General features: G+C 75.1%; 15 protein-coding genes. 3 read left to right on the top strand and 12 right to left on the bottom strand.

Going from position 1 to position 12438, the window contains the following annotated elements; genetic code table 11:
- Positions 1–6: 6 nt before the first annotated feature.
- From amaP to AB0946_RS24180, 5 genes are read right to left on the bottom strand one after another with little or no spacing between them, the layout of a single operon-like run.
- Positions 7–585: an alkaline shock response membrane anchor protein AmaP gene (gene amaP / locus AB0946_RS24200; RefSeq protein ID WP_366762728.1), complete on the bottom strand. Its 579-nt coding sequence runs from the start codon at positions 583–585 to the stop codon at positions 7–9.
- A 5-nt stretch (positions 586–590) separates the two neighbouring features.
- Entirely contained in the window at positions 591–1256 is a 666-nt protein-coding gene (locus AB0946_RS24195) for a DUF6286 domain-containing protein (protein WP_366762726.1), read from the bottom strand.
- Positions 1253–1630, bottom strand: a complete 378-nt coding sequence (locus AB0946_RS24190; protein ID WP_366762724.1) for a hypothetical protein — start codon at positions 1628–1630, stop codon at positions 1253–1255. The genes AB0946_RS24195 and AB0946_RS24190 overlap by 4 nt, the downstream gene beginning before the upstream one ends.
- 5 nt (positions 1631–1635) lie before the next feature.
- Positions 1636–1830 (bottom strand): hypothetical protein, encoded by a 195-nt coding sequence (locus AB0946_RS24185; RefSeq protein ID WP_366762722.1) that lies wholly within the window; start codon positions 1828–1830, stop codon positions 1636–1638.
- A gap of 46 nt (positions 1831–1876) precedes the next feature.
- The gene (locus tag AB0946_RS24180) at positions 1877–2347 is read right to left on the bottom strand and encodes an Asp23/Gls24 family envelope stress response protein (protein ID WP_366762721.1); all 471 of its coding nucleotides are present in this window, start codon (positions 2345–2347) and stop codon (positions 1877–1879) included.
- A gap of 102 nt (positions 2348–2449) precedes the next feature.
- Here AB0946_RS24180 and AB0946_RS24175 point away from each other — a divergent pair, with 102 nt between their 5' ends.
- Entirely contained in the window at positions 2450–3175 is a 726-nt protein-coding gene (locus AB0946_RS24175) for a nucleopolyhedrovirus P10 family protein (RefSeq protein ID WP_366762720.1), read from the top strand.
- Positions 3176–3206: 31 nt separating this feature from the next.
- On the opposite strand, the gene AB0946_RS24170 is transcribed toward AB0946_RS24175, so the two are convergent.
- The 4 genes from AB0946_RS24170 to AB0946_RS24155 form a co-directional block, all read right to left on the bottom strand.
- A complete protein-coding gene (locus AB0946_RS24170) occupies positions 3207–4010 on the bottom strand; it encodes an enoyl-CoA hydratase/isomerase family protein (protein ID WP_366762719.1) in 804 nt (267 codons plus the stop codon).
- Positions 4011–4127: 117 nt separating this feature from the next.
- Positions 4128–4349: a helix-turn-helix domain-containing protein gene (locus AB0946_RS24165; protein WP_004002281.1), complete on the bottom strand. Its 222-nt coding sequence runs from the start codon at positions 4347–4349 to the stop codon at positions 4128–4130.
- A gap of 335 nt (positions 4350–4684) precedes the next feature.
- Positions 4685–6283 (bottom strand): ABC-F family ATP-binding cassette domain-containing protein, encoded by a 1599-nt coding sequence (locus AB0946_RS24160; RefSeq protein WP_103813044.1) that lies wholly within the window; start codon positions 6281–6283, stop codon positions 4685–4687.
- A 93-nt stretch (positions 6284–6376) separates the two neighbouring features.
- Positions 6377–7069 (bottom strand): hypothetical protein, encoded by a 693-nt coding sequence (locus tag AB0946_RS24155; protein ID WP_366762718.1) that lies wholly within the window; start codon positions 7067–7069, stop codon positions 6377–6379.
- A gap of 254 nt (positions 7070–7323) precedes the next feature.
- Between AB0946_RS24155 and AB0946_RS24150 the strand changes: the two genes are divergently transcribed.
- Positions 7324–7740, top strand: a complete 417-nt coding sequence (locus AB0946_RS24150) for a VOC family protein (RefSeq protein ID WP_366762717.1) — start codon at positions 7324–7326, stop codon at positions 7738–7740.
- 36 nt (positions 7741–7776) lie between these two features.
- On the opposite strand, the gene AB0946_RS24145 is transcribed toward AB0946_RS24150, so the two are convergent.
- From AB0946_RS24145 to AB0946_RS24135, 3 genes are all read right to left on the bottom strand, one after another.
- Positions 7777–9045, bottom strand: a complete 1269-nt coding sequence (locus AB0946_RS24145) for a hypothetical protein (RefSeq protein WP_366762716.1) — start codon at positions 9043–9045, stop codon at positions 7777–7779.
- A 364-nt stretch (positions 9046–9409) separates the two neighbouring features.
- Complete coding sequence (locus AB0946_RS24140) at positions 9410–10537, bottom strand: alpha/beta fold hydrolase (protein ID WP_366762715.1); 1128 nt, start codon at positions 10535–10537, stop codon at positions 9410–9412.
- Positions 10538–10670: 133 nt separating this feature from the next.
- Complete coding sequence (locus AB0946_RS24135; protein WP_366762714.1) at positions 10671–11402, bottom strand: class II aldolase/adducin family protein; 732 nt, start codon at positions 11400–11402, stop codon at positions 10671–10673.
- A 179-nt stretch (positions 11403–11581) separates the two neighbouring features.
- On the opposite strand from AB0946_RS24135, the gene AB0946_RS24130 reads away from it, so the two are divergent.
- Positions 11582–12418, top strand: coding sequence for a lysozyme (locus tag AB0946_RS24130; RefSeq protein WP_366762713.1), 837 nt, complete (start codon positions 11582–11584; stop codon positions 12416–12418).
- Positions 12419–12438: the final 20 nt, after the last annotated feature.

Genomic DNA, 12438 nt, shown 5'->3' with positions numbered 1-12438 from the left:
CGGCCGTCACGTCACCCTCTCCGCGCGGTGTCCGACCTCGCCCAGCCGGACCTCCGCCGGAAGTGCCGCCAGACCCGCCGACTCGCGCGCGTGGGCCAGCGTCCCGGTGGTGAACGTGGTCAGGGCCACGGCCGGGGCCGCGTCCGCTTCCAGCCGGAGCCAGGCCCGCACCAGCGGAGCCGTGCGACGGCCCCCCAGGAGGACGCGCGCCCGGGCCACGCCCGGCTGGGCCGCCGCTTCGGCTGTCATGGCGCTCTGCAGCGCCGTGCCCCGCAGGTACGCGTCCCCGCCGTCGCCGGTGTCGACCAGCAGCCCGGCCGGCCGGCGGCGGCGCAGCGCCGCCGTGAGCCACGCCAGGGCGAGCAGGACGAGGACGCTCAGGGCGGCGATGACCGCCGGCCACCACCAGGGCGCGTCCCGGTAGTGGGTGCGTTCGGCCCTGCTGAGCAGGACGTCGTGCGGGCCGGTGTGCGGCCACCAGGAGGGAGGCCGCACACCCAGCCCGACGGCGAGGACCGCCCCGCCGAGCGCGAGCAGCAGCAGACCGGCGAGGGCCAGCAGGACGCGGTGGAGGCCGCCGCGCACCGCGCTCACCCCTTCCGTCCGGGCCGGGCCACCCGCACGGCCGCTCTGGGCGGGCGGGCCAGGGCGAGGTCCCGGATCGCCTCGGCGAGCACGGTGTCCAGGTCGGCGCGTACGTCGTCCAGGTCCCGGAAGTGCGAGACCACCCGGACGTCGGCCCTCCGGCGGCCCATCCGCACGCGTACCGCGCGCACGCCGGACACCTGCATGACCCGGTCGCGCAGGAACAGTGCCGCCGCACCGCGCCGGATCGCGGCCCGGACACCGGGGTGCGGGCGCCGCATCGGCAGCAGGTCGCGCAGGCCGGGGGTGACCGCGAGGACGATGAGCCACAGGCCGAGCGCGGCGGCGACACCCGCGCCGACGCGTACCCAGACGTCGTCCAGGGGGCGTTCGGCGAGCTGCCGGGCGAGGGCGCGGCGCCAGTGCATCGCGGGGCGGTGGGCGCGTACGGCGGCGATGTCGTACAGCAGGAGTCCGGCACTGGCCGCCAGCAGGGCGGCGACGAGTGCGGCGGGGGCGCGGCGCGGCGACCAGAACCGGCCGCTGCCCTTCCCGGCGGGCGGTGCGGCACCGGGCGGCTCGGCGACGGCCGGGATGCCCGGTGTCCCGCTCACCGGTCCGTCGCCTGACGCGTCGTGCTCCGCGGCCGGTCCCTGTCCCGTCGTGCTCATCGGCCGGCCCCCTGACCCGTCGTCGGATGCAGTCGTTCCACCTCTACGGCCACCTCCGGCACCTTCAGGTCCGTCAGGGCGCCGACACGCGAGGTGACATGACTGCGTACGGCGGCGCACCGGGCGCCGATGTCACCGGGGTAGCCGAGTTCCACACGCACGCGGACCCGGGCCGTCTGCCGGGCCACGACGACCGTGGCGTGCGGCGCGGCGGCGGCACCGGGCAGCGGTGCGAGGGCCTCGCGTGCGGCCTGCGCGGCGATCTTGGCCACGACCCGGTCGGCGATGCGGGTGGCGCCGCGCTCGGCCGGCGGCACGGAGGGCGGCGAGGCGTGCGGTGTGCCGGTGCCGGGTGTGCCGGTGCCGGCGCTCACCGGGGTCACCGCCGCCGGTCCCGCCGCTCGTCGCGGGTGCGGAAGACGTCACCGAGTTCCAGGTCGCCGTCGGCGAGCCGGCCGGCGAGGAAGCCGACGGCGCCCAGCGCGGCGACCAGGAGGAAGGCGCCGAAGCCGCCGAAGTAACCGGCGAACCCCAGCGCCATTCCGGCGATCATGCCGGCCACGGCCATGCTCATGCGGCGCTCCTCAGCTGGTCGGGCGTACGGTCTCGGGTGCCGGGTGTCACTGGATCCGGAGCTCCTCTTCCTCTTCCTCCTCCTCGGGCAGCTTGACGTCGCTGACCGCGATGTTGACCTCGACCACTTCCAGTCCGGTCATGCGTTCCACGGCGGCGACCACGTTCTCCCGCACCGCGCGGGCGACGTCGGCGATCGCGACGCCGTAGTCCACGACGATCTCCAGGTCGAGCGCGGTCTGCACCTCGCCGACCTCGGCCTTGACGCCCCGGGTCACCGACTTGCCGCCACCGGGCACCCGGTCCCGTACGGCGCCGAAGGTGCGGGCGAGGCCGCTGCCCATGGCGTGGACGCCGACCACGTCCCGGGCGGCGAGGCCGGCGATCTTCTCCACGACGCCGTCGGCGATGGTGGTGCGGCCCCGGGTCGCCGGGTCGCCGCCGCCGCGCCGGGTGGCCTTGCGGGCCGGCGCCTGCGGTTCGTGGCCGCCTTCAGGGGTCATCGTCGTGTCGGTCATGGCCGTACGTCCCTTTCGGTCATCGCCCGCTCGGTCGTCTCCCTCCGACCACGGTATGCAAGGTTGCGCCGTCGCGCGCCGTGGATGCGGCAGGCTGGTGGAATGACGGTGGACCGGTGGGCACAGGTGGTGCGGCATCAGGTGGGGCTGGGCAGGCTGTTGCCGCTCGGCGGCCCGCGCGACGGCGCGTGGATCACGGAGGAGGCGGCCCGGGCGGTGCTGTGGCGCGCGGCGGCGGACGGGGCGCCGGGGGTACGCCTGGGCGCGCTGCGGATCGCGCTCGCCGATCCGCGGGACCTGCCGGAGCCCGTCGTGCCGGCGCCGCCGAGCGCGCTGCCGCCGGGCCCGCTGCGGGTGACGGCGGACTTCGCCGCGACGGCCGCCGAGCCGTTGCCGACGGCGGCGTCCCGGCTGCGGCTCGTCCTGGCGGGGGCCGCGACGGAACGGCTCGGCCTCGCGGTGACGGAGATCGACCTGCGGGCGACGGAGCTGCTGGAGCCGGACGCACCGCCCGCCCCGGCGGCCGGCGTCCCGCAACCGCCGCCGGCCCAGGAGCCGGTGGGCACCGACGCGACCACGGTGGCGGAGGCGGCCCTGGCCGTTCCCGGGGTGCTCCGGCTGACGGGGTCCCTCGGCGGCCCGGGCCGGGCGGTGCGCATCGAGGAGCACGCCGACGAAACGGCCCTGCCGCGCCGCCACGTCCGCGTGGAACTGGCCACCGGCGCGAACCACCGAGCCGTGGACGTGGCCCGTCAGGTCCGCGCGGCCGTACGGGAGGCCCTGCCGGACCGCCCGACGGTGGCCGTGCTGGTCACCGCGGTGGGCTGACCGGCTCCGGGCGCCCGGAGCCGGTGCCGGCTCATTCGCCGAGGCCGGCCAGGTCCCGCAGCCGTCGTGCCTGGGCGGCCCGCTCGGCCGCGCGCTGCTCCTCGTACGTCCGGTCGAGGGCACCGCGGAGCAGCGCCTTGGTCTCCACCACCGCGTCCCGGGGCGCGGCCATGATCGCCGCCGCAAGGTCCCGCACGGCCCCGTCCAGTTCCCCGGCGGGCACGGCGAGACTCGCCAGCCCGCTCGACACCGCTTCCTCGGCGCCGACGAACCGCCCGGTCACGCAGATCTCCAGCGCGCGGGCGTATCCGACGAGGCCGACCAGCGGGTGGGTGCCGGTCAGATCGGGGACGAGGCCGAGGCTGGTCTCGCGCATGGCGAACTGCACGTCGTCGGCGACGACGCGGAGGTCGCAGCCGAGCGCGAGCTGGAAGCCGGCCCCGATGGCATGCCCCTGGACGGCGGCGATGGACACGATGTCGGTCCGCCGCCACCAGGTGAACGCCTCCTGGTACTCGGCGATGATCGCGTCGATCCCGGCGTCGTCACGGCGCGCGAGGTCGATGAAGGTCGGCTCGCCCGGGATCCCCTCCGGGGTGAACATCTGACGGTCCAGCCCGGCGGAGAAGGACTTGCCCTCGCCACGCAGCACGACGACCCGGACGGAGCCCGGCAGCAGCCGCCCGGCCTCGGCGAGCGCCCGCCACAGGGCGGGGCTCTGCGCGTTGCGCTTGGCCGGGTTGGTCAGCGTCACCGTGGCGAGCGCGTCGTCGACGGTGAGCCGTACGCCGTCCTTGTCGAGTGCGGGAGCGAGGTCCTGCTCGGGCGAAGCCATGGGGCGCCTCCGATGGGTGCGGTCAGCAGAGCGAAGCTAAGTGACTGCACAGTAACCACCCGGCCGGTCGGTCTGCCGACCGGGTGGCCACCATCGAAGCCGATGGGCCGCCCGGAGTCAGGACGAAGCGGCCTTCTTGCCCCGGGTCGCTCCGCCACGCCCACGGAGCGTGACGCCCGACTCGCTGAGCATCCGGTGCACGAAGCCATACGAGCGGCCGGTCTCCTCGGCCAGCGCCCGGATGCTCGCACCGGAGTCGTACTTCTTCTTCAGGTCTGCCGCGAGCTTGTCGCGCGCGGCGCCGGTCACCCGGCTGCCCTTCTTCAGAGTCTCGGCCACCCGTGCCTCCTCATGGGAAGTGCGCTCTGGTCTCCTCATGATCACCCCTCTTGGGCGTGATGGCCACCCATTCGGCAAGGTCCGTGAGACATCGTTGTGACGACAGGAGCCGGTCCCCACAAGCGGAATAGGGGATTCCATGGGGTGCGGCCCATAGGGCCGTCCGGGTGGATTCATGAAGTGCCAGGTCAGGAACGCGCGGCGGCCGATCCCCCGACAGCCGGGGGATCGGCCGGAAAATGCGTGTACGACACACCGCGGTACGAGGAGATCTCACACAGATGGTGGATCACCGATGGGCCGAATGATCCAGAGCCGGTGGATCAGTCCTTCGATCAGGCCAGGGCGACGAGATCCGCGTAGTCGGAGCCCCACAGGTCCTCGACGCCGTCGGGCAGCAGGATGATCCGCTCCGGCTGGAGCGCCTCGACGGCGCCCTCGTCGTGGGTGACGAGGACGACCGCGCCCTTGTAGGTGCGCAGGGCGCCGAGGATCTCCTCGCGGCTGGCCGGGTCCAGGTTGTTGGTCGGCTCGTCCAGGAGCAGCACGTTCGCCGAGGAGACGACGAGCGTGGCGAGGGCGAGCCGGGTCTTCTCGCCGCCGGAGAGGACACCGGCCGGCTTGTCGACGTCGTCGCCGGAGAACAGGAAGGAGCCGAGCACCTTGCGGACCTCGACCAGGTCCATGTCGGGGGCGGCCGAGCGCATGTTCTCCAGGACCGTGCGGTCGGCGTCCAGGGTCTCGTGTTCCTGCGCGTAGTAGCCGAGCTTGAGCCCGTGACCGGGGACGACCCGGCCGGTGTCCGGAGTCTCCACGCCCGCGAGCAGCCGCAGCAGGGTGGTCTTGCCGGCGCCGTTGAGGCCCAGGATGACCACCCGGGACCCCTTGTCGATGGCCAGGTCGACGTCGGTGAAGATCTCCAGCGAGCCGTACGACTTCGACAGGCCCTCGGCCATCAGCGGGGTCTTGCCGCAGGGCGCGGGCTCCGGGAAGCGGAGCTTGGCGACCTTGTCGGACATCCGGACGTCCTCGAGGCCGGAGAGCAGCTTCTCGGCACGGCGGGCCATGTTCTGCGCGGCGACCGTCTTGGTGGCCTTGGCGCGCATCTTGTCGGCCTGGGCGTTGAGCGCAGCGGCCTTCTTCTCGGCGTTGGCGCGCTCGCGCCTGCGGCGCTTCTCGTCGGCCTCGCGCTGCTGCTGGTAGAGCTTCCAGCCCATGTTGTAGATGTCGATCACGGACCGGTTCGCGTCCAGGTAGAACACCTTGTTGACGACGGTCTCGACCAGGTCGACGTCGTGGGAGATCACGATGAAGCCGCCGCGGTAGGTCTTCAGGTAGTCGCGCAGCCAGATGATCGAGTCGGCGTCGAGGTGGTTGGTCGGCTCGTCCAGGAGCAGGGTGTCCGCGTCGGAGAACAGGATGCGGGCCAGCTCGATACGGCGGCGCTGACCGCCGGAGAGCGTGTGCAGCGGCTGGCCGAGCACCCGGTCGGGCAGGTTCAGGGCGGCGGCGATCGTGGCGGCCTCGGCCTCGGCGGCGTACCCGCCCTTGGTGAGGAACTCCGTCTCCTGGCGCTCGTACTGCTTCAGCGCCTTCTCGCGGGTGGACCCCTTGCCGTTGGCGATGCGCTCCTCGTTCTCGCGCATCTTGCGGATCAGTACGTCGAGTCCGCGCGCGGACAGGATGCGGTCGCGGGCGAGGACGTCCAGGTCGCCGGTGCGGGGGTCCTGCGGGAGGTAGCCGACCTCGCCGGAGCGGGTGATCGTGCCGCCGGCGGGGATGCCCTCACCGGCCAGGCACTTGGTGAGAGTGGTCTTGCCTGCGCCGTTGCGGCCGACGAGGCCGATGCGGTCGCCCTTGGCGACACGGAAGGTGGCGTTCTCGATGAGGACGCGCGCACCGGCGCGCAGCTCGATACCGGAGGCGGAGATCACGGACAGACTCCAGGGCGTACAGGGGTTGGCGGGTGGGCGGCTGAGGACGTTCCCGCCGTCTAATGCGCGAGGAGAAAGGCCATGGGGGAAAGTCTAACGGGGTCGTGCAAGCGGTTTACCGCGTCCGGTCCGCCGGGGCGCGGGCGCCGGGGATCCGTTGCCCAGCGGGGTGCGGCCGGGCGCGATCCGGCCCAGGTCGTCCAGGGCCACGAGCTGGCCGGTCCACGCGGCGTCCGCGCAGGGCTGGGCGAGGAGCAGGGCCGCGCCCCGGCGCACGGCGCCCTCGGGGAGGAAGGCGCAGCCGTCCCGGGCGGGCAGCACCCAGCGCAGGTCGCCGTCGGCGGTGCGGTACGCGGCGACGCGGCGGGGGGTGACCACGGCGAGGATGCCGCGGCCGAGGGGGCGCAGCACGCCGGTGCCGCCCTGGGCCGGGAGCCACTCGGCCGCGTCGGGCAGGGCCCGGTGCCAGCGCACGGACCGGCCGTCGGTGTCGGTGAGCAGACCGTCGTCCCAGAGCGCGATCGCCTCCCCGCGCGCGTGCACCACGTCGACGGGCCGGTGCCCCGCGCGCGCGTAGCGCCACCGGAGCGCTCCGGTACGGCTGTCGTGGCCGGCCACGGCTCCGTCCCGCACCCGCGCCGCCCAGGCCCCGGTGACCGGCCCGGCGGTCAGCAGCCGGTCGCCGTAGGGAACCGGCCGCAGCTGCCGGGCCGCGCCGAGGAGGCCGAGGGTGACGACGGCCAGGAGGAGGGCGACGGCGAGGCGGCCCACGGGTGGAAGTGCCACCTCACCCCCTTCGGGTACCACCGTCCCAGGATCAGCCGCCGAGCGTAGTCACCGCGGGCCGGGCCGGCGCGGTGGCCGGGCGGGCGGGGGCGGGAAGTCCCCCCGTTCGGCGGGGCGGGGTCGCCCGCCGGGGCGCCCGCCGCCGGACCCGGCCGGCGCCCCGGCGCGCCGTACCCGTCGCGAGGGGGCGTTGTCAGTGGCGGCTGCGAGACTCGCGGCACAGGGCGCAACCGATGCACGAAGGGGTGATCGGCATGGCAGGCACGGGTGGCGGCACGCGGCCGGGCGTCTGTCCCACGCTGCTGTACGCGGACGCCGGGGCGGCGATCCGGCAGCTCACGGAGGCCCTGGGCTTCACCGAGCTGTCGGTGTACGAGACGCAGGACGGCAAGGTGGTGCACGCCGAGCTGGTCCAGGGCGGCGGCGTGGTGATGATCGGCTCCAAGGGGCGCGGCGGCCTCTTCGACACGGCGATGAGGGACGCGGGACCCGCCGGGGTGTACGTCGTGGTGGACGACGTGGACGCCCACCACCGGCGGGCCGTGGAGCACGGCGTGGAGATCCTGATGCCGCCGACGGACCAGGACTACGGCTCGCGGGACTACATGGCCAGGGACGCCGAGGGCAACATCTGGAGCTTCGGGACGTACGCCCCCGAGACCGGCGTCTGAGCCGCTCCCCCGCCGCACCGCGCCTCGGCCTCCCGCTCAGCCTCCGGTGTGCACCTGGAACGCGGCCCGGCGGACGGCCTTGGCCAGGGCCGGGTCGGGATGGGCGGCGGCGAGGGCGACCAGGACCTGCACGGTGCGCGGGTGGCCGACGGCGCGGACCTCGTCGAGCAGCTGGGGCACGGTGGGCTGCACCGCGGACTCCAGGTGCCGGACCAGCATCGGCGCCTCGCCGTGGTCGGCGACGGCGGCGGCGGTGTCCACCCACAGCCAGGTGGCCTCGTCCCGGGTGAGCACCTCGTGGGCGTCCTCCGGGTCGACGCCGTCGTGCTCGGCCAGCCACAGCAGGGCGTACGGCCGCAGGGCCGGCTCGTCCACGACGGACCGTACGTCGGGCTCGGCGGGGGCGCCGACGACGCGCAGCGCCTCGAAGGCCAGGCCGCGCAGCAGGGCGTCGTCGCCCCGGGCGGCTGCGATCAGCTCGGTGACGGCGCTGCCGACGGGGCGGGCGGCGAGCCAGGCGCGGTACTCGGCGCGGGCCGCGTTGGGGCGGAGCTGGGCGCAGCCGCGCAGCATGTCCTCGGCGGACTGCTCGATGTTGCCGGCGGGGCTCTGCGCGGCCACGCAGATCTGCTCCAGCTTGACCCAGACCGCCCAGTTGCCGAGCGGGGTGAGCGTGGCCTGGCCGTCGCCGTAGGTGAGGGCGCCGACGGAGGCCAGGGCGCGCAGTGCCCAGTCCAGCAGGGGGGCGAGCGGGGCGTCGGCTGCGGGGGCGGGGTCCGCCGGGTCCGGGGCCCCGGCGGGCTGTCCGGTGCCGGGTTCGTAGGCGACCTCGCAGCGTTCGGTGCGCAGTTCGGTGACCCGCTGCTGGAGCAGGTCGAGCAGCTGCTCGACGGGGACCGGCCCGGCGGACAGCTGGAGGAAGGAGAGCACCTGGGGCATGGCCGAGACGACCTCGGCGACGGCGGCCGGCTCGTGTCCGTCGGGTTCGGGGCAGGCGAGCGACCAGGCGTCGAAGAGGGCGACCCAGCCGCGCAGCACGGCGCTGTCGTCGCGGTCCCAGGCGCGCAGCCGCCAGCCGGGGCGCGCGCTGTCGCCGTGCACCTCGACGAGTCCGGCGAGGCGGGCGGTGTCCCAGTGGGCGCGGACCTGAGCGTCGCTCAGCCCGAGGTCGGCGGCGGCGCGTTCGGCGGTGGCGTCGGAGAGGGTGGCCTTGCCGTCGGCGGTGGCACCGGCGCGGCCGGGGCCGAGCGCGGTGTCGGCCCAGCGGGCGAGGCGGACCGCGCCGGCCAGACCGGCGCGGGCCATTCCGGCCAGTTCGGCCGGTGCGGGGGTGCCCTCCGGCGGCCGGGGTGCGGGGCGGCGTGGGCGCCGCTGGTTCACAGCTCTGGGGGCGGCGGCCAGGGGTCGCGGTCGGACGAGTCGAAGCCTGGAGTCGCGCGGGATACGGGACGTCACGGGTGCAGTCTTCCGGTTGACGGTCCGAAAACCCAAACGGAATGTCACGGCGGGCGACGGGGATGGCCAACGCACCGGGTCCGCAGGGGCCGGAAAGGCAGGATCGCGCCAGTCGTACGCCCTTAAACGGAATGTTTCGCGCCGGTGCCGGAGGCACGGGTTCCCGGGCGTCCCGCCGGCCGGTGAGGCAGCGGTGTCACAGCAGTCCCTTCTGTCACATGAGCGGGGTCAGGAACCGCCGCAGCCGCTCCTCGTACTCCTCGGGGTCCGCGTTCCACATCGCCGCGTGCGGGGCGTCCGCGACGGTGTGCAGGGAGACCAGGTCGGAGCGGCGCCGGGCGAGCCCGCGGGAGAACTCCCAGGGGGCGACCCGGTCGTCGGGTCCGTGGATGATCAGGGTGGGGACCCGGAGCCGGCCGGGGTCGGCGATCTCGGCGACCCGGTCGGCGTGCAGTCCGGCCCGGCCCTGCGCGGCCCGCACCGCGAGCGGCAGCAGCGGTCGCGGGGTGTGGCGGGCTCTGGCCAGGGCCCGCAGGGTGGCCTCCCAGCTGAGCACCGGGGAGTCCAGGACGAGGCCGGCGATGCGGTCGCGGACCGCGGAGTGCTCGGCGGCGCGCAGGGCCATGGTGGCGCCGGTGGACCAGCCGAGCAGGACGACCCGGCGGGCGCCGTGGCGGACGGCGTGGCGGATCGCCGCGTCGACGTCCCGCCACTCGGTGTCGCCGAGGTGGTTCAGGCCGTCCGGCGGGCGCGGGGCGCCGAGGTCGCCGCGGTAGGCGAGGGCGAGGACGGGCAGCCGACGGCCGTGCAGGAAGCCCATCACGTTCATGGCGTGTTCGCGGGTGGTGCCGAGACCGTGCACGGCGATCACCCAGGTGTCCCGTCCGCCGGGCACGTACCAGGCGGGCAGGGCGCCCAGCTCGCCCGGCACGTCGACGTCGGTGTGGTCCAGGCCGAGGGCGGCGCCGGGGTCGCCGACGTACACGTGGGGGGTCAGCCACGCCGCGTCGCCGGGGGCGAAGGTGCCGTGGGTGACGCGTTCCAGACGCCGTACGACCGTGTCGGCGGTGTGCTGGGCCCCCTCCAGGACGGGGCCGACGACCGCGTGGGAGCCGTCGCCCGCGAGGCCGTAGGTGCCAGGGCGCAGGGCCGCCAGGTCGCGGGTGAGCGTGATCTGGCCGGCGGCCGTGCCGTGCACGGTGAGGCGGGGCTCGGTGGGCAGCGGGCGGCCCGCCGGGGCCTTCAGCGCGACGTCGCTGGCGAGCCGGCCGGCGGCGACGGACGCCATCGCGGCGGCCAGGACCGCGGTGACCCCGGCGGCGGTGGCTTTGACGGTGCGCACGGCTCCAGTGTCGGCGGGGCCGCGGCCACCGGCCAGCGGAGGCGGGGGCCGTCGCGGTGCGGGCGGGTGGGGCACCGCCTGGCGCGGACGTCGTGGCTGGGCGCCGTCGTGACGCGTCGAGGACAGCAAGGGGTCACCTCCGTTGGCCGTACCCCTTCAAGCGTTCCCCGGCTTCGGCCAGTTGTGCCTCCGTCAGCAGGGAGGGGGTCAGGCCCGGCACGGAGGACGCCGTGAGCCACAGCCGGCACATCCACTCCAGCTGGGCGGTGCGGTCGTAGGCCTGGCCGAGGGTGGCGCCGTAGGTGATCGTGCCGTGGTTCTGCAGGAGGCAGCCGGAGCGGCCGGCGAGGGCGCGGAGCATGTTCCCGGCCAGTTCGCCGGTGCCGTAGGCGGCGTAGGGGGCGACGCGCACGGGGCCGCCCAGAGCGGCGGCCATGTAGTGGACCGGCGGCAGCTCGGGCACCAGGGTGGACACCGCGGTGGCGTGCACGGCGTGCGTGTGGACGACGGCGCGGGCGTCGGTGGTGCGGTAGACGGCGAGGTGCATGGGCAGCTCGCTGGTCGGCGTGAGCGTGCCGAGCACCTGGTGCCCGGTGAGGTCGACGCCGGTGATGTCCTCCGGGGTGAGCCGGTCGTAGGGGACTCCCGACGGCGTGACCAGGACGAGGTCCCCGACGCGGGCGGAGACGTTGCCGGAGGTGCCGACCACCAGTCCGTCGGCGACGGTCCGGCGTGCGGTCGCGACCAGTTCCGCCCAGAGCCGCGCCTCGTCCTCACGCGCCCGCCCCTGCCGCACGTCCGGTCGCCCGCCGTCCTGCCGCCCGCTCTGGTGCCCGTCGTCCGTGTTCCGCAGCGTTTCAGCCATGCCGTGATCCTGTCAGCCCGACCGGAGCGGAGCGGGCGGGGCGGCCGGTGCCGCGCGGAAACGATACGGCCGAACGGGCGGACATCGCGCCGAAACGCCATGAACCGGCGCGGACGCGGTGATCAGCGGGCCTTCAATGATCCCTCTTGCCGACTGGACGTCCACCCCGGGGGAGACACATGGCCCGTGAACGCACCCCTGTCCGCCGCCGCACCGGTGTCCTCGCGGCGGCCACGGCGGTCCTCGCCCTCGCGACCGCCACGACCGCCTCCGCCGGGCCCCTGGTGCCGCCCGGCGGCCCGCGGGCCGCCGCGCCCCCGGCCCCGGGCGCGCTGTCGGGGCTGCCGGGGCTGTCCGGGCTGCCGTTCCTGTCCGGGTCCCCGCCCAGGGGCCACGACGTGTCGTCCCACCAGAGGGGGGTCGACTGGGCGGCCGCCCGGGCGAGGGGCGCGCGGTTCGTGTACGTCAAGGCGACCGAGTCCACGGGCTACCGCAACCCCTACTTCTCCGGGCAGTACTCGGGCGCCCGCGCGGCCGGCCTGATCCGGGGCGCGTACCACTTCGCCCGGCCGGACCGGTCCTCCGGCGCCGAGCAGGCCGCGTACTTCGTGCGGCACGGCGGCGGCTGGCGGGCGGACGGCTGGACGCTGCCGCCCGCGCTGGACATCGAGTACAACCCCTACGACGCGAAGCACAAGTGCTACCGGGTGGGCAAGGCCCGGATGGTCCGCTGGATCCGGTCGTTCAGCGACGAGGTCAAGAAGCGGACCGGCCGCCGTCCGGTGATCTACACCACCACCCAGTGGTGGAAGATGTGCACCGGGAACAGCCGCGCCTTCTCCTCCTCGCACGCCCTGTGGATCGCGCGCCACGGCACCTCACGGCCGGGCGCGCTGCCGGGCGGCTGGCGGTACTGGACGTTCTGGCAGCACGCCGTCAAGGGCAGGCTGCCGGGTGACCAGGATCTCTTCAACGGCTCCCTGAGCAGGCTGCGGATCTTCGCGCGCGGCCACTAGCCAAGGCGCGCTTGGCCCGA

The sequence above is a fragment of the Streptomyces sp. NPDC046870 genome (assembly GCF_040704595.1).
Classification (GTDB): domain Bacteria; phylum Actinomycetota; class Actinomycetes; order Streptomycetales; family Streptomycetaceae; genus Streptomyces; species Streptomyces argyrophylli.
The sequence above is the reverse complement of the archived record's forward strand: the minus strand, read 5'-3'. Positions and strand labels throughout refer to the sequence as shown.